Origin of the sequence: Pseudomonas sp. B20(2017) (genome assembly GCF_002113125.1) — a bacterium.
GTDB lineage: Bacteria > Pseudomonadota > Gammaproteobacteria > Pseudomonadales > Pseudomonadaceae > Aquipseudomonas.
Genome location: NZ_NEJP01000024.1, coordinates 73,860 through 90,197, shown reverse-complemented (window position 1 = coordinate 90,197; position 16,338 = coordinate 73,860). Strand labels below are relative to the sequence as shown.

Sequence of the window (16,338 nt, the reverse complement as noted above, 5' to 3'; positions counted from 1 at the left end):
GGAGGAGGGGCGAAATCTCCCACGGATCTGTACTGCGCCAACAGTCAGAATCGAGCCTTGTCCCTCCTCCTCCCTTCAAGTACCAGCATACAAGCGAGCTTGCTCGCGATGGCGGTGGGTCAGTGGCACAAAGGTCAACTGACACGCCCTCATCGCGAGCAAGCTCGCTCCCACAGGGTTTTGTTTTTGGCTGGAGATCAGCGCAGGTTGAGTTTCGCCGCAGCACGCTCGGTGATTTCAGTACGCAATTTCAGCGAAGGCGCCGCACGCTTGCGCGCCTCCTCGACAATCCCGCTCGGCGCAGTGTCCGGGCTGCCCGAATCAAACGGCGGCGCCGGCGCATATTCCAGCTGCAACTGCACCAGTTGCGCCGTATCGACGCCGACCAGTTCTTGCGCCAGGGTCAGGGCAAAATCGATCCCGGCGGTGATACCGCCCCCGGTAAACAGATTGCCGTCACGCACCACCCGATCCTTTACTGGAATTGCGCCCAGTATCGGTAGCAAATCGTGATAAGCCCAATGCGTGGTCGCGCGCTTGCCTCGCAGCAGGCCCGCCGCGCCGAGCACCAGCGAACCGGTGCACACCGACGTCACGTAACGCGCCTGCGCGGCTTGCGCCTTGATGAACGCCAGCGTCTGCTCATCTTCCATCAACGCCCCGACCCCGGCGCCGCCGGGAACGCAGATCACATCCAGAGCCGGGCAGTCCTCGAACGTGGTGGTCGGTTTCAGCAGCAGCCCGGTGCTGGAAGTTACCGGCACCAGATCCTTCCAGACCAGATGCACCTGCACGTCCGGCAGCGAGGCCAGCACGTCATACGGGCCGGTCAAGTCGAGTTGCTGCACCTGAGGAAACAACAGAAAACCGATCTGCAACGCCATGGTTCATCTCCGTGAAAAGGGGGTAGACGGCTTCACTGTAGGCGCGTAGGTTTTGGCGCATACGCCAATCAGCCCTCGAATTACGCCAAATGCCGAAAATCATCCACGTCCTCGCGTTCGCCAATGTGCAACTGCTCGATGTCACCGGGCCGTTGCAGGTTTTTGCCTCGGCCAACGACATTGCCCGCCAGCAGGGTTTGCCTGCGCCTTACGCGCCAACGGTCATCGCCAGCGGCGGCGGGGCGGTGAACTCGTCTGCCGGGTTGGCGATGCTGGCTGAACCTCTGCCGAAGCAACCCAGCGATACGCTAATCATCGCCGGCGGCTGGGGCGTTTACGCCGCTGCCGAAGACGCCGGGTTGGTGAGTTGGGTGCGTGAACACGCCAACGGATGCCGGCGCGTGGCCTCGGTCTGCACCGGCGCATTTCTGCTGGCGGCCAGCGGCTGGCTCGACGGCCGCCGGGTCGTCACCCACTGGACCCGCTGCGAACAACTGGCGCAGCAGCACCCGCAATTGCAGGTCGAGCCCAATCCGATCTTCATCAATGACGGCCCGGTCTGGACCTCGGCGGGTGTCACCGCCGGCATCGACCTGGCGCTGGCCATGGTCGAAGACGACCTCGGCCGCGACATGGCCCTGGACGTCGCCCGGCAACTGGTGGTGTTCCTCAAGCGCCCGGGTGGGCAGTCGCAATTCAGCGTGACGCTGTCGCTGCAAAAACAGGGCAACCGCTTCGACGATCTGCACGCGTGGATTGCCGAACACCTCACCTGCGATCTGGGCATCCCGACCCTCGCCGAACAGGCCGGCATGAGCGAACGCAGTTTCGTGCGCCACTACCGCGCCGACACCGGCCAGACCCCGGCCCGCGCCATCGAACTGATCCGCGTTGAAACGGCGCGCCGGTTGCTGAGCGATACCGGATTGCCGATCAAACGGGTCGCGGCCAATTGTGGATTTGGCAGTGAAGAAACCTTAAGACGCAGTTTCCTGCGGGCCATGGGCGTGACGCCGCAGGCGTATCGGGAGCGGTTTTCGGTCAGCGCTGGAGCAGATCCAGTAATGCCTTGAGCGTTTCGCCCGGCGCTTCTTCCGGAATGTTGTGCCCGACACCCATCAGAACTCGCCGCTCATAAGGCCCGGTGAAGTGGTGCGCATCTTCGTCGTCCGCCGGCGCCGGGCCGACGCCATCATCGGCACCGCACAGCGAAATCGTCGGAACGCTGATCGCCGGTTGTTTTTCCAGCGCCTGCTCCATCCACTCCAGCGCCGGATCGCCCGGTGCATACATGAATCGATGGCGGTAGGAGTGAATCACCACTTCAACGAAGTCCGGGTTATCAAACGCCGGTGCGCTCAGCGGAAAACGCTCGGCGTTCCTCGCCCAGGTCGGTGACCACAACTGCCACAGCAACTCGCACAGCGCCCGGCGATTCTGCGTCAGCCCTGCAACGCCACGGGGCGTGTGGAAGTAATACTGATACCAGAAGCGATGCTCGCTCTGCGGATCCAGCGGCTGGACCGAATTCGGAATGTCTTGCAAGTTGTAGCCGTCGCCCGTCACCAACCCGCGCACGCGCTCGGGAAACAGCGCCGCCACGATGCACGCCGCCCGACCACCCCAGTCATAACCGCAGAGCGTCGCTTGCTCGATACCCAGCGCATCCATCAGATCCAGCAGATCCTGCGCCAGCGCCGCTTGCTGGCCGGAGCGCAGCGTGTCCGGGCTGTTGAAACGGGTCGGCCCGTAGCCGCGTAGATACGGCACGATTACCCGGTAACCCTTGGCGGCGAGGGGCGGGGCAATTTCGTCGTAGGCGCGGGGGGAGTAGGGGAAGCCGTGGAGGAGAATGGCCGGCGTGCCGTTTTCCGGGCCGTGATGTTCATAGCCGATGGTCAGGCTAGGGGTTTGGCTGAATCGGATTTCGGCACCGGTCATGGAAAGTCTCCTTACACCTCGGCTTCCGCCACCTGATTGAAATACTTGCTGCGATCCGGCGTAAACGTCACCACCATTTTCGTCCGCGAGCAGGTCATGACCCGTTCGGCACCCAGATCGATATCCAGATCTTCCCCGCGCAACCCCTGCCACTGGGCCAGGTATTTTAGTGATCCGTATTTTTCATTCTTCTTCAGGCTGCGGCTGACACCACCTTTCCAGCCCAGCACCGGCAGTTCGTCGGCACTGCAGCGTTGGGCGAGGTCGGGGAAGCGGATGGCGCGCTGGCGGCCGATTTCCCAGCATTTGATCAGGCCCTTGTCGGCGGCTTCCCACAGTTCGTCGCGGGTCAGGCCAGACCTCAATGGGGAATCGATGGGGCGGTGGATGCGTTGGCTCATTCTGGTTCCTTGAATCGGGTTTTTATTGGACAGCTCCGCTGTGCCCGTTGCGGTGGATGGTAGGGGTGGATGTAACAGCTGGCAACAAGGTATTTCGGGGTGTAAGTGCGAGTTGCGGGCCAAGCGTTACACGGGGTTGGCAGGTTTCTGTAGGCCGTACCATCAACAAGTTGTATCGAAAGGAATCGATTGTGTGGGCCAGCCCTTCAATCGCAAGGCTCGGGGGTGTTTGCCGCTCGTAGGTAGCCTTCCTACAAGCGGCGATTGAAGTTGAGATCTTTCTTACAGACTCTGGCGAAGAAGGATCACTACGGCTGCCAGTAATTTTTCTCCCCGCTCAACTTGCGATCGAGAAAGCTCGCCGCACTGATCAGCGCCAGATGCGTCAACGCCTGCGGCGTATTGCCCAGATGCCGACCACGGTTGTCGAACTCTTCGGCATACAACCCCAGCGGATTGGCGTAACGCAACAGTTGCTCGAATTCCAGGTGGGCCTTTTCTACTTGCCCGGCGCGGGCCAGGCATTCGACGTACCAGAACGAGCACGCGGCGAAGGCGCCCTCGGTACCGGACAATCCGTCGATCCCCGAATCGTCATTGCGATAGCGGTAGACCATCCCGTCACGCACCAGATGTTTCTCGATCGCTTCCAACGTCGCCAGCCATTTCGGATCCTTGGCGCTGACGAAACGCACCAGCGGCATCAGCAGCATCGAGCCATCCAGCGCAGTACCGCCCTGATACTGCACAAAATGCCCGCGCTCTTCGTTCCAGAAGTTGTCCCAGATGTCGGCATGAATCGCCTGACGGGTCTGGTCCCAGCGGGCGAACGGCGCTGGCAGGGAGCGTTTCGAGGCCAGGCGGATCGCCCGGTCCAGCGCCACCCAGCACATCAGTCGCGAGTGCAGGAAGTGATGTTGCTCACCGCGCATTTCCCAGATGCCCACATCCTTGGTCTGCCAGGTCTCACAGACCTGATCGACCACTTCCATCACGTGTTGCCAGCCTTCGTGGGAAATCGCGTCGCCGTACTTGTTGACCAGATAAACGGCGTCCATCAGTTCGCCGAAGATATCCAGTTGAATCTGGTTGTACGCCCCATTGCCGATGCGCACCGGTTTCGCGCCGCCATGGCCGGACAAATGCGTGAGTTCGGTTTCCGGCAGTTCCTGGCGGCCGTCGATGGCGTAGAGGATGTTCAGCTTCATCGATGACTGGCCGCAGCAGTCGCTGACCCGCCCGCGCAGCCAGCGCATGTAGCCGTTGGCTTCGTCGACAAAGCCCAGGCGCAGGAAGGCGTAGACGGTGAACGAGGCGTCGCGGATCCAGGTGTAGCGATAGTCCCAGTTGCGTTCGCCGCCGGGTGTTTCCGGCAGGCCGAAAGTGGCGGCAGCGAGGATTGCGCCGTGCTGGCGTGAGGTCAGCAGCTTCAGGGCCAGGGCCGAGCGGTTGACCATTTCCCGCCAGCGACCCCGATAGTTGGACTGGCCGATCCAGTCGCGCCAGAACTTCAGCGTGCGTTCGATGCACAGCTGCGCGGCGCCTTCGGCAAAACGCGGATCGTCGCTGGCGCCGAGCATGAATGCAGCGGTCTGATCCTGCTTGAGGGTGAATTGCGCGACGGCTGCTTCCTGATCGACGCTCAAGGTTTGGTCCGAGGCGAGTCGCAGTGTCGGCTGTCCGCTGGCGCTGAACAGCACGTCCTTTTTATCGATGACGGCGCGGGTTTCAGCGCGGGCGTAGTCATGCCGAACCGCGCAGCGCAGATGAAACGTCGCTTCTCCGCTGACCACCCGCACCCGGCGTATCAACAGCGGCAAGGCATCGTCGCTGTCGCCGATGGGCAGCAGATCGGTGATTTCCACCACGGCGTGATCGCTGAGCCAGCGGGTTTGCAGGACGTTGGTGTCCGGCAGGTAAATCTGTTCGCGTCGGGCATCGGGCAGATCCGGGGCGAGCTGGAAAATCCCGGCATCGGGCGTGTCCAGCAGCGAACAGAAGATCGACGGGCTGTCGAACTCTGGCCAGCAGAAGAAATCCACGCTGCCCTTGTCGTTGACCAGCGCGGCGCTGCGCATGTCGCCAATGATGCCGTGGGCGTCGATGGGGCTTTGTCGTTCGGAATGATGCTCAGCCATTGCCACGGAACTCCGGATAGAGGCTCATGCCGCCGTCGATGAACAGGGTGGTGCCGACGATGTAGTCAGAGGCATCGGAGGCGAGAAACACCACCGCGTTGGCCACGTCCTCGACATCGCCGATGCGCCCGTAAGGGATGAGTTTGAGCAGGGCCTGGCCTGCATCGCCTTCGGTGGCGTCCTTATTGATGGCCGTGCGGATCGCCCCCGGCGCGATGCCGTTGATGCGGATGCGCTGGTGGCTGACTTCCTGGGCCAACGTCTGCATCAATTGATCGACGCCGCCCTTGGACGCTGCGTAATTGACGTGGCCGGCCCAAGGAATGCGCTGGTGCACCGAACTCATGTGGATGATCTTACCGGCAGCCCGGGACACGCCTTCGCGCACGCCTTGGCGATTGAAGATCCGCAGCGCGGCGCGGGCGCAGAGGAACTGGCCGGTGAGGTTGATGCCGATCACCGCGTTCCAGTCGGCCAGCGACATATCCACAGCCGCCGCGTCCTTTTGCAGGCCGGAGTTGGCCACCAGAATGTCCAGTGTTCCGAAGGTGTCGAGGGTTTGCTGGAACAGCCGCTCAACGTCTTCCTCCTTCGAGACATCCGCGCCGATGGCGATGGCCTGACCACCATCGGCAATGATTTGCCGGGCCAGCGCTTCGGCGGGTTCGGCCTGACGGTTGTAGTTAATGACCACGGCAGCACCGGCAGCGGCCAGGGCTTTGGCGGCACCGTGGCCGATGCCGGAACTGGCGCCGGTGACCAGTGCCACCTGACGGGCGAGGGAAATCTGCATGCAGGGTCGCGCCTTGGGTTGAGGGCTTAATTAGCTGACTGATGGGCGGTGGCGAGAGTTCATCCACGTACATGAAATCATCGACAGGTTTCTCTTGGATGCGCCCGAGTCCGCATGGGACGCAGAGCGTCCCGGGCTGCATTCCCACGCGGAGCGTGGGAACGATCAACGCGGCAGCGATTGGCCTTGCGCGCACTGGGGACTTCACACTCCACCAACAATTCCTCGCTTCCCCGGCCGTCAGGCTTTGTGGCAACTTGGCCGCCCCTGATGAGGCTGCATCCGATGGCAAACCCTTACCGCGAGTTGTTCAACGCCCCCGGCGCCCGGGCTTTTGTGATTGCCGCGACGATCGCGCGCATGCCGATTTCCATGACCGGTATCGGCGTGATCACCATGCTCTCGCAATTGACCGGCGGCTACGCGTTGGCGGGTGGGGTGGCGGCGACCTTTGCCTTGGCCACGGCGTTTTGCGCGCCGCAGGTGTCACGGCTGGTGGATCGTTTCGGTCAGGGGCGAGTGCTGCCGGTGGCGGCGCTGATCGGTGGGGGCGCGCTGCTGATGTTACTGCTGTGCACCCGTTTGCAGGCGCCGACCTGGACGCTGTTTGTCTGCGCCGCATTGGCCGGTTGCATGCCTAGCATGTCGGCGATGGCGCGGGCGCGCTGGACCGAAATCTATCGCGGCCAGCCGCAGTTGCAGACGGCGTATGCGCTGGAATCGGTGCTCGACGAAGTCTGCTTCATCGTCGGCCCGCCGTTGTCGGTGGGCTTGTGCGTCGGCGTGTTTCCCGAGGCCGGGCCGCTGGCGGCGTTGTTGATGCTGGCGATTGGCGTCACGGCATTCGTTGCTCAGCGCAGCACCGAGCCGCCGGTGCACCCGCATGAGTCGCAGCATCAAGGCTCGATCATTCGTTCGACCGACGTGCAATGGTTGCTGGCGTTGATGCTCGCCATGGGCGTGATTGTCGGTGTGGTGGATGTGGTCAGCGTCGCGTTCGCCCAGCAGCAGGGTCAACCGGCGGCGGCGAGTATCGTGTTGTCGGTGTACGCCATCGGTTCCTGTCTGGCCGGTATCGCCTTCGGCGCAATGCGCTCGAAGCTGCCGTTGCCGCGTCTGTTTCTCTACGGCGGATTGGCGACAGCGGTGACCACGCTGCCGTTACTGCTGGCGAGCAACATTTTCGGGTTGGCCGTGGCGGTGTTCATCGCCGGGCTGTTCTTCTCCCCGACCCTGATTGTGGCGATGGCGCTGATCGAACGCATCGTACCGCCGGCCAAACTCACCGAAGGCCTGACCTGGTTGGTGACCGGTTTGAGCATCGGCGTGGCCATCGGCGCCGCCGGCTCCGGCGCATTGGTGGATGCCTTTGGCGCGCGCAGCGGTTTTTGGTTGGCGATTGCCGCCGGGGCAGTGGTCCTGGGCTCTGCGGTGCAGAGCTTTCGTCACCTCAAATAATGCCGGTTACCAGCCCCGGCCCGAGTTTACCCAGAAGTTGACCGACAGCGACGTCGACACCGACTCCACCTGATGGAACCAGCCTTCGGGCAGGAACAGCAGATCCCCGGCCTCGAGCGTCACGCGCAGGAATGTCACATCACGCGCAGCGGGGAAGCGTTCATAGTCCGGCGCGTCCGGGTTGAAGTCGCAGCCGTCCAGCCCGCCTTTGGGAGCCGTGGACCAGGTGCCTAGTGCTTCGCGGTGATGGGGTGCGGCGAGGGTGAATTTCTTCTGGCCCCAGACCTGGGCGAACAGGTTGTCGGTGTCATCGCGGTGCAGCGGCGTCAGGGTGCCCTTGGGCCCGATCCAGATCCGTGGCGGGATGAACAGCGAGGCATCGAAATAGGGCGGGTATTTAATCTGCTGCATCAACGCTGCCGGCAGGATGTTGTTGCCCATGTAGGCCGGTGGCTCGCCGTCCGCGCCCTTGACGGCCGGGCTGTCCAGCGAGGCGATGAAATCGGCCATCGACGTGGAGCGAAAATCCCGTTCGGTCGAGAACGTCTTTTTCACGTAATCGCCGTGCCGGGTGATGCCTTGCAGTTCGGCGAAATGCACCAGCGACTCTTCGCGGCTGAGGTTGAACAGCGGCCAGTCTTGCAGCGCATTGCTGATCACCACCGGAATACCGTTGGGCAGGTAACGGGCCTCGAATTCGCTGACCGACAGCTTGCCCCGTGCAATACGCTCGACGCTGACCTGGGTCGGCAGGCGTTCGGTGAGTTTTTCACTGAAGCGCGGCGGGGTGGGGTAGCGCTTGTTCATGTCGACCTTTTCCGCGACCGCTCCACCGTGCATCGCATGCTCGATGATCTGCGGCAGCATCGTCGCCAGGCCCATGTTGCCGCCGATCTTCAGACGGCCACTGGCGAACAGCTCTTCGACGTTGGCGGTGCCGCTCATGATGCCGAGGAAATCGGTGTGGGCGACTTCAATGGTCACGTCGGGACTCGGATGGCGACCGGCCTCGGTACGGCTGGTGGCCTTGATTTCGCACCAATACGCTTGCTGCGGACCAAACACGAATTGGAAGATGCCTTCGATGCCGACGGCGCCCGCGTTGGCGAACAACTTGCCCAGAATGGTCTGCAGATCCACGGTGATCCCTCGTTGTTGGAATTGGTCTGAACAGTTAACGAGCGCCTGGCGGGCAAATTTACCGGCCCGCGACTAATTTGCCCGCTGCCTGATCCGTACCCTCTTGAAGAGACATTTTTCGAGGGAAGCGTGGTGACCAAACTGACCCTGCTGTGCCTGCCGTACTCCGGCGCCAGTGCCATGGTCTACAGCCGCTGGCGGCCGAGGCTGCCGCAATGGCTGCAATTGCAACCGGTGGAATTACCGGGGCGCGGCGCACGTTTCGGCGAGCCGTTGCACACCGACATGCGCGGGTTGGCGATGCAGCTGGCAAAGGAATTGCGCCCGACCCTCAAGGCGCCCTATGCGCTGTTCGGCCATAGCCTGGGCGCGTTGCTGGCCTGCGAAATCGCCCATGCATTGCGCGCACTGGGTTGCCCGGAGCCGGTGGCGTTGTTCGCCTCAGGCACGGCGGCGCCGACGATGCGCGCCGATTACGACCGGGGTTTTGCCGATCCCAAGACCGATGCCCAGTTGATCGACCAGTTGCGCACGCTCAACGGCACCAGCGAGGAAGTGCTGGCCAACGAAGAGTTGATGAGCCTGACCCTGCCGATCCTGCGTGCGGATTTCCAGCTGTGCGGCAAGTTCGAGCCGGTGCAGCGGCCATTGCTCAACTGCCCCGTGCACGTGCTCGGCGGCAAGGCTGACCGTGCCACCACCGAACAACTGATCGGCTGGAGCAAGGAGACCCGTGGCAGTTTCTCGGTGGACATGCTGGCTGGCGGGCACTTTTTCATTCATGAGCATGAAGCCCGAGTGCTCAAGGTGATCAAGGATCAACTGGAGGTGCACCATCGGCGCCATGCTCTGGCTGTCTCGGCCTGAGGCTTTACCTGTGGGAGCGAGCTTGCTCGCGAAAGCGTCATGTCAGTCGATGCTTGTTTATCTGACACACTGCTTTCGTCGGATCGCCGCCCGGAGCAAGCTCGCTCCCACATTTGATCTGTGGTGCGCCTGAAATCCTCGCTTTACCTCCCTTCTGACACTTCTTCTCAATCGCTAATTTTTCCGGTCTGCATTCGTTTTATAGGGACGACGCGCCTTTGTGCTGCCTGCCTACTGATCCGGATGCCAAGAAATGAATGCAGAAGACTCCTTGAAACTCGCTCGCCGGTTTATCGGGTTGCCTCTCGAAAAACGCCAGATGTTCCTGGCGGCGCTGCAAAAGGAGGGCGTGGATTTCGCCCGTTTCCCGATTCCCGCCGGAATCGAGGCCGAGGATCGTCAGGCGCTGTCTTACGCGCAGCAGCGCATGTGGTTTCTCTGGCAACTCGATCCGCAGAGCGGCGCCTATAACCTGCCGGGCGCCGTGCGCCTGACTGGCCGCTTGAATCTTGTGGCGCTGGAGCAAGCCTTCGCCCGATTGGTGGAGCGCCACGAAACACTGCGCACAGTGTTCCAGCGCCAGGCCGACGACAGCCTGTTGCAGGTGCCGGCCTCGGCGCCGCTGGTGATTGCCCACGAGGATTTCAGCGCATTGCCTGCCGACGAGCGCGAGCAGGCGGTTACCCGCGCCGCCGAGCAGCAGTCGGTGCTGCCGTTCGATCTGGCGGTCGGCCCGCTGTTGCGCGTCACGCTGCTCAAGCTCGCCGAGCAGGAACATGTGCTGTTGCTGACCTTGCATCACATCGTTTCCGACGGCTGGTCGATGAACGTGCTGATCGACGAGTTCATCCGCTGCTACGACGCCTTCGATGCCGGCGAGCAACCGCAATTGGCGGCGCTGCCGATCCAGTACAGCGACTATGCTTTGTGGCAGCGCCGCTGGCTCGAAGCCGGCGAGCAGGCCCGGCAACTGGCGTACTGGCAGGCACAATTGGGCGATGAGCACCCGGTGCTCGAACTGCCGCTGGATCACTCGCGCCCGGCGATGCCGAGTTATCGCGGCACCCGTTACGAATTCGCGATCGACAGCCAGTTGGCCGACCAGTTGCGCCACACCGCGCAGCAGCATCAGGTGACGTTGTTCATGCTGTTGCTGGGCGCGTTCAATGCGCTGCTGCACCGTTACACCGGCCAGACCGATCTGCGCGTGGGCGTGCCGATCGCCAACCGCAACCGTGGGGAAATCGAAGGGCTGATCGGCTTCTTCGTCAACACCCAGGTGCTGCGTACGCAACTGGACGGGCAGACCCGGGTCGATGACCTGCTGCGCGCCATCAAGGAAACCGCCCTCGGTGCCCAGGCCCATCAGGATCTGCCGTTCGAGCGTCTGGTCGAAGCCTTGAAACTGGAACGCAGCCTCAGCCACACGCCGTTGTTCCAGGTGATGTACAACCACCAGCCGCAGGTCGCCGACATCACGACGATCAGCACCGCGTCCGGCCTGGCGCTGGACAGCCTCGACTGGCAGAGCCGCACCACCCAGTTCGACCTGACCCTGGACACCTACGAGAAGGGCGGCAAGCTGCACGCCGCGCTGACCTACGCCAGCGATCTGTTCGACGCCGCCACCATCGAGCGCATGGCCCGGCACTGGACGCGACTGCTGAAGGCGATGGTGGCGGATTCGTCGCAGCGCATCGGTGAGTTGCCGTTGCTGGAGGCAGACGAGCAGCAGACCCTGGTGCACGGCTGGAACGCTACCCAGGCGGAGTACCCGGTCGGGCAGCCGATCCATCATCTGATCGAAGCGCAGGTTGCGCGCACGCCGGATGCCCCGGCGCTGACGTTCGGCGACACCACCCTGAGCTATGCCGAACTCGATGCCCGGGCCAACCGCCTGGCGCACCTGCTGCGCGAGCAGGGTGTGCAGGCGGACAGTCTGGTCGGCATCTGCGTCGAGCGTTCGCCGGAAATGGTCATCGGCCTGCTGGCGATTCACAAGGCCGGCGGCGCCTATGTGCCGCTCGACCCGGAATACCCGCAAGAGCGTCTGGTCTACATGGTCGAGGACAGCGGCATCCGCTTGCTGCTGACCCAGAGCGAGCTGGCCTCGGGATTGCCGACCGAAGGTGTGACGGTCATCACCCTCGACCAACCGGCCGACTGGCTGGACGGGTACAGCGCCAGCCGTCCCGACGTAGTGGTCGAGCCTTTGAATCTGGCCTATGTGATTTACACCTCCGGCTCCACTGGTAAACCCAAGGGGGCCGGCAACAGCCACGCGGCACTGGTCAATCGGCTGTGCTGGATGCAGGAAGCCTACGGTCTGGACGGCAGCGATGCGGTGTTGCAGAAAACCCCGTTCAGCTTCGACGTGTCGGTTTGGGAGTTTTTCTGGCCACTGCTGACCGGCGCGCGTCTGGTGGTCGCGGCGCCGGGTGTGCATCGCGATCCGCTGCAATTGATCGACACCATCAACCGTCACGGCATCACCACGCTGCACTTCGTGCCGTCGATGCTCCAGGCGTTCATTCACGAACCGGGCGTCGAGGCGTGCACCGGGCTCAAGCGCATTGTCTGCAGTGGTGAGGCCTTGCCGCTGGACGCGCAAATCCAGGTCTTTACGAAACTGCCGGCGGCGGGTCTGTACAACCTCTACGGCCCGACCGAAGCGGCCATCGACGTGACCCACTGGACTTGTGTCGATGAAGGCGCCGACAGCGTGCCGATCGGTCAGCCGATCGCCAACCTGCGCACCCATGTGCTCGACGCCGAACTGTTGCCGGTGCCAAGCGGTGTGGCCGGTGAGTTGTACCTCGGCGGGGCAGGGCTGGCGCGCAGTTATCATCGTCGCCCGGCGCTGACCGCCGAACGCTTCGTGCCGTGCCCGTTCCATGACGGCGAGCGCCTGTACCGCACCGGCGACCGCGTGCGTCAGCGCGCCGACGGCGTGATCGAATACCTCGGACGACTCGACCATCAAGTGAAACTGCGCGGTCTGCGCATCGAACTGGGCGAAATCGAAACTCGCCTGATGCAGCATCCGCTGGTGCGCGAAGCCGTGGTGCTGGTGCAGGGCGGCAAGCATCTGGTCGGTTACCTGGTGCTGGAGGACGCCAATCCGCCGGAGCAATGGCAGCAAGGCGTCAAGGCCTGGTTGCTCGGCAGTCTGCCGGAGTTCATGGTGCCGACTTACCTGATGACTCTGGCCAAGTTGCCGGTGACCGCCAACGGCAAACTCGACCGCAAAGCCCTGCCGCAACCGGACGCCGCGCCGCAGCAGGAATTTATCGCCCCGCAGGACGCCATGCAGATTGCGTTGGCGGCCATTTGGCAGGACGTGCTGGGGATCGAGCGCGTCGGTCTGGAAGACAACTTTTTCGAACTGGGCGGTGACTCGATCATCTCGATTCAGGTGGTCAGCCGCGCACGGCAGGCCGGGATTCGGGTTAGCCCGCGCGACCTGTTCCAGTACCAGACCGTGCGCAGCCTGGCACTGGTCGCCAAAGTCGATCACCACAGTTCGGTGGATCAGGGACCGGTGACCGGCGACGCACTGCTGGGCCCGATCCAGCAGGCGTTTTTCGCCAACCCGATGGACGCCCGCGAGCACTGGAACCAGTCGCTGCTGCTGACCGCCCGCGAGCCGCTGAACGCGCAATGGCTCGACGTTGCGCTGGCGCATGTGATCAACCATCACGATGCCTTGCGCCTACGCTATGTCGAAAGCGCCGACGGCTGGCGGCAATTCCACGGGCCGCTGGTGGAAACCGCCGACCTGTGGCAGCGCGAAGCGCAAACCGCCGAGCAACTGACAGCCTTGTGCGATGCTGCCCAGCGCAGCCTGAACCTGGAAAACGGACCGCTGCTGCGCGCCGTGCTGGTGGCCATGGCCGATGGCAGCCAGCGGCTGGCGTTGATCGTTCATCACCTGGTGGTGGACGGCGTGTCGTGGCGGGTACTGCTGGAAGATCTGCAGCAAGCCTACGAACAACTGGCGGCGGGCGGCGGCGTTCAGTTGCCGGCCAAGACCAGCGCGTTCCAGACCTGGACCGCGCGCCTGAGTGCCGAAGCATCGCGCTTCGACGCTCAACTGGATTACTGGAAAGCCCAGCATCATGGTGCTATGGACCTGCCGTGCGAGCGCCCCGAGGGCAGCCTGCAAAACATCCACGGCGAGAAAATCGAATGGCGCCTGGATGCCGCGCGCACCCGTCAATTGCTGCAACAGGCCCCGGCGGCCTATCGCACCCAGGTCAATGATCTGCTGCTGACTGCGCTGGCCCGCACGATCAGCCGCTGGACCGGGCAGTCGGGTACGCTGATCGAGCTGGAAGGCCATGGCCGTGAAGACCTGTTCGATGACATTGACCTGACCCGCAGCGTGGGCTGGTTCACCAGCCTGTTCGCGGTGAACCTGACCAGCAGCGACGACCTCGACGGATCAATCAAATCGGTCAAGGAACAACTGCGCGCCGTGCCGGACAAGGGGCTGGGTTATGGCGTGCTGCGCCATCTCGCCGCGCCGTCGGTGCGTGCCGAACTGGCGGCCTTGCCGGCGCCGCGCATCACCTTCAACTACCTGGGACAGTTCGACCGCCAGTTCGACGAGTCGGCGCTGCTGGTGCCGTCCACCGAAGGCAGTGGCACCGCCCAGGATCCGTCCGCGCCGCTGGCCAATTGGCTGACCGTCGAAGGTCAGGTCTACGGCGGCGAACTGGCGATGAGCTGGGGCTTCAGCCGCGAGATGTTCGACGCCGCGACGGTGCAGCATCTGGCGGATCAATACGCGCTCGAACTCGACGCATTGATCGAACATTGCTGCAATCAGGCACTGCCGCAGGCCACGCCGTCGGACTTCCCGCTGGCCCGCATCACTCAGGCCGGACTCGATGGTTTGCCGGTGCCGGCCGGTCAGCTCGACGACCTCTATCCGCTGTCGCCGATGCAACAGGGCCTGCTGTTCCACACCCTTTACGAGCAAGCGGCGGGCGAGTACGTCAACCAGTTGCGCGTGGATGTGCAGGGCCTCGACGCCGAGCGTTTCCGTGCGGCGTGGCAAGCGACGCTGGACGCGCAGGACATTCTGCGCAGTGGCTTTGTCTGGCAGGGTGACTTGCAGCAACCGTTGCAGATCGTTCACAAACACCTTGCGCTGCCGTTCACCGCGCTGGACTGGCGCGAGCGTGACGATCAGGCGCAAGACCTGGCGGCACTGGCCGACGCCGAGCGCGTGCAGGGCTTTGATCTGAGCCAGGCGCCGTTGCTGCGACTGGTACTGGTGCAGACCGGCGCCGATCAGTGGCATCTGATCTACACCCACCACCACATCCTGATGGATGGCTGGAGTAATTCGCAGTTGCTCGGCGAAGTCCTGCAGCGCTACAGCGGTCGTGCGCCGACCAGCGGTGGCGGGCGTTATCGCGATTACATCGCCTGGCTGCAACGTCAGGACGGTCAGTTGAGCGAGGACTTCTGGAACGGTCAGTTGGCCGCGCTGCAAGAACCGACGCGTCTGGCTCGTGTGGCCTCGGCCAACGATGGCCAGAGCGGGCACGGCGATCACTTCCAGACCCTGGATGCGCAGCGCACCCAGGCGCTGGAAACCTTCGCCCGCCAGCAGAAAGTCACGGTCAACACGTTGGTGCAAGCGGCGTGGCTGCTGTTGCTGCAACGCTACACCGGTCACGAAACCGTGGCCTTTGGCGCGACGGTGGCCGGACGTCCGGCGGACTTGCCGGGCATCGAGCAGCAAGTCGGGCTGTTCATCAACACTTTGCCGGTGATCGGCACGCCGCGTCCGGATCAGACAGTCGGCGACTGGCTGCAAGCGGTTCAGGCGCAGAACCTCGGATTGCGCGACTTTGAGCACACGCCGTTGGCGGACATCCAGCGCTGGGCCGGGCAGGGCGGTGAAGCGCTGTTCGACAACATTCTGGTGTTCGAGAACTACCCGATTGCCCAGGCCCTGCAACAGGGCTCGGGCCAAGGCGTGGTGTTCGGCGATGTCGCCAACCTCGAACAGACCCACTACGGCCTGAGCGTGGCGGTAACCCTCGGCGAGCAACTGGCGTTGCACTACAGCTTCGAGCGCAGCCAGTTTGCCCCGGCGGTCATCGAAAGCATCGACGCCCATTTGCTGCACTTGCTGGAGCAGTTCGTTGAGTCGGCAGAACGCAACCTCGGTGAAATCGCCCTGGCCGATGCGGCAGAGCACGCCCGGCAACACGCGGACAATCTGCCTCAGCCGTACCCGGTGGACATCGGCGTGCATCAGCGGATTGCGGCCCTGGCAGCCGAACGTCCGCAACGCACCGCGGTGATCTTCGACGGCCGGCATTTCTGCTATGGCGAAATCGATCAGCGCGCCAATCAACTGGCCCATGCCCTGATCGCCCGTGGCGTTGGCCCGGAAACCCGGGTCGGCGTGGCATTGCCGCGCAGCGAAGCGGTGATCGTCGCGCTGCTGGCGGTACTCAAGGCCGGCGGTGCCTATGTGCCGCTGGACACCAGTTATCCGCGCGAGCGTTTGGCGTACCTGATCGAGGATTCGGGGCTGGCGTTGTTGCTCAGCGATTCGTCGGTGGCGGCGCAACTGCCGGTCGACGATTCGGTGCCGCTGCTGGAACTCGATCGCCTCGACCTGCGCGAGTGGCCGATCAGCGCGCCGTCGGTGCAGCTCGATCCGCACAACCTCGCCTACGTGATCTACACCT

Annotated in this window: 10 protein-coding genes (1 of these 10 cut by a window edge); 4 read left to right on the top strand and 6 right to left on the bottom strand. The window is 63.4% G+C overall.

Annotation, left to right across the window (positions count from 1 at the left end):
• Positions 1-197: 197 nt before the first annotated feature.
• Positions 198-884 carry an isonitrile hydratase gene (inhA, locus tag CAF63_RS26675; protein ID WP_085690357.1) on the bottom strand — a complete coding sequence of 229 codons (687 nt, stop codon included), beginning with the start codon at positions 882-884 and terminating at the stop codon, positions 198-200.
• Positions 885-973: 89 nt separating this feature from the next.
• Here inhA and CAF63_RS26670 point away from each other — a divergent pair, with 89 nt between their 5' ends.
• The gene (locus tag CAF63_RS26670; protein ID WP_085690358.1) at positions 974-1,957 is read left to right on the top strand and encodes a GlxA family transcriptional regulator; all 984 of its coding nucleotides are present in this window, start codon (positions 974-976) and stop codon (positions 1,955-1,957) included.
• Here CAF63_RS26670 and CAF63_RS26665 read toward each other — a convergent pair.
• From CAF63_RS26665 to CAF63_RS26650, 4 genes are all read right to left on the bottom strand, one after another.
• Complete coding sequence (locus CAF63_RS26665; RefSeq protein ID WP_085690359.1) at positions 1,926-2,825, bottom strand: alpha/beta fold hydrolase; 900 nt, start codon at positions 2,823-2,825, stop codon at positions 1,926-1,928. The two genes, CAF63_RS26670 and CAF63_RS26665, sit on opposite strands and share 32 nt — an antisense overlap.
• Before the next feature lie 11 nt (positions 2,826-2,836).
• Positions 2,837-3,226 carry a hypothetical protein gene (locus CAF63_RS26660; protein ID WP_085690360.1) on the bottom strand — a complete coding sequence of 130 codons (390 nt, stop codon included), beginning with the start codon at positions 3,224-3,226 and terminating at the stop codon, positions 2,837-2,839.
• Between the two features lie 308 nt (positions 3,227-3,534).
• A complete protein-coding gene (locus tag CAF63_RS26655; RefSeq protein WP_085690361.1) occupies positions 3,535-5,364 on the bottom strand; it encodes a glycoside hydrolase family 15 protein in 1,830 nt (609 codons plus the stop codon).
• Positions 5,357-6,157 (bottom strand): glucose 1-dehydrogenase, encoded by an 801-nt coding sequence (locus tag CAF63_RS26650; protein WP_085690362.1) that lies wholly within the window; start codon positions 6,155-6,157, stop codon positions 5,357-5,359. The genes CAF63_RS26655 and CAF63_RS26650 overlap by 8 nt, the downstream gene beginning before the upstream one ends.
• Positions 6,158-6,442: 285 nt before the next feature.
• Here CAF63_RS26650 and CAF63_RS26645 point away from each other — a divergent pair, with 285 nt between their 5' ends.
• Positions 6,443-7,615, top strand: coding sequence for an MFS transporter (locus CAF63_RS26645; RefSeq protein WP_085690363.1), 1,173 nt, complete (start codon positions 6,443-6,445; stop codon positions 7,613-7,615).
• A 6-nt stretch (positions 7,616-7,621) separates the two neighbouring features.
• On the opposite strand, the gene CAF63_RS26640 is transcribed toward CAF63_RS26645, so the two are convergent.
• Positions 7,622-8,755 carry a cupin-like domain-containing protein gene (locus CAF63_RS26640; protein WP_085690364.1) on the bottom strand — a complete coding sequence of 378 codons (1,134 nt, stop codon included), beginning with the start codon at positions 8,753-8,755 and terminating at the stop codon, positions 7,622-7,624.
• Between the two features lie 129 nt (positions 8,756-8,884).
• Between CAF63_RS26640 and CAF63_RS26635 the strand changes: the two genes are divergently transcribed.
• A complete protein-coding gene (locus tag CAF63_RS26635) occupies positions 8,885-9,622 on the top strand; it encodes a thioesterase II family protein (protein WP_085690365.1) in 738 nt (245 codons plus the stop codon).
• Between the two features lie 253 nt (positions 9,623-9,875).
• Positions 9,876-16,338, top strand: partial view of a non-ribosomal peptide synthetase gene (locus CAF63_RS26630; protein ID WP_085690366.1) — the 5' portion only. The gene runs 5,867 nt beyond the window's last position; only the first 6,463 of its 12,330 coding nucleotides appear in the window; it begins with the start codon at positions 9,876-9,878; its stop codon lies off the right edge, out of view.

What these genes read in the sequence shown, in the direction of transcription:
- inhA (WP_085690357.1), bottom strand. Translation starts at nt 884, where the DNA reads ATGGCGTTGCAGATCGGTTTTCTGTTGTTTCCTCAGGTGCAGCAACTC.
- CAF63_RS26670 (WP_085690358.1), top strand. Translation starts at nt 974, where the DNA reads ATGCCGAAAATCATCCACGTCCTCGCGTTCGCCAATGTGCAACTGCTC.
- CAF63_RS26665 (WP_085690359.1), bottom strand. Translation starts at nt 2,825, where the DNA reads ATGACCGGTGCCGAAATCCGATTCAGCCAAACCCCTAGCCTGACCATC.
- CAF63_RS26660 (WP_085690360.1), bottom strand. Translation starts at nt 3,226, where the DNA reads ATGAGCCAACGCATCCACCGCCCCATCGATTCCCCATTGAGGTCTGGC.
- CAF63_RS26655 (WP_085690361.1), bottom strand. Translation starts at nt 5,364, where the DNA reads ATGGCTGAGCATCATTCCGAACGACAAAGCCCCATCGACGCCCACGGC.
- CAF63_RS26650 (WP_085690362.1), bottom strand. Translation starts at nt 6,157, where the DNA reads ATGCAGATTTCCCTCGCCCGTCAGGTGGCACTGGTCACCGGCGCCAGT.
- CAF63_RS26645 (WP_085690363.1), top strand. Translation starts at nt 6,443, where the DNA reads ATGGCAAACCCTTACCGCGAGTTGTTCAACGCCCCCGGCGCCCGGGCT.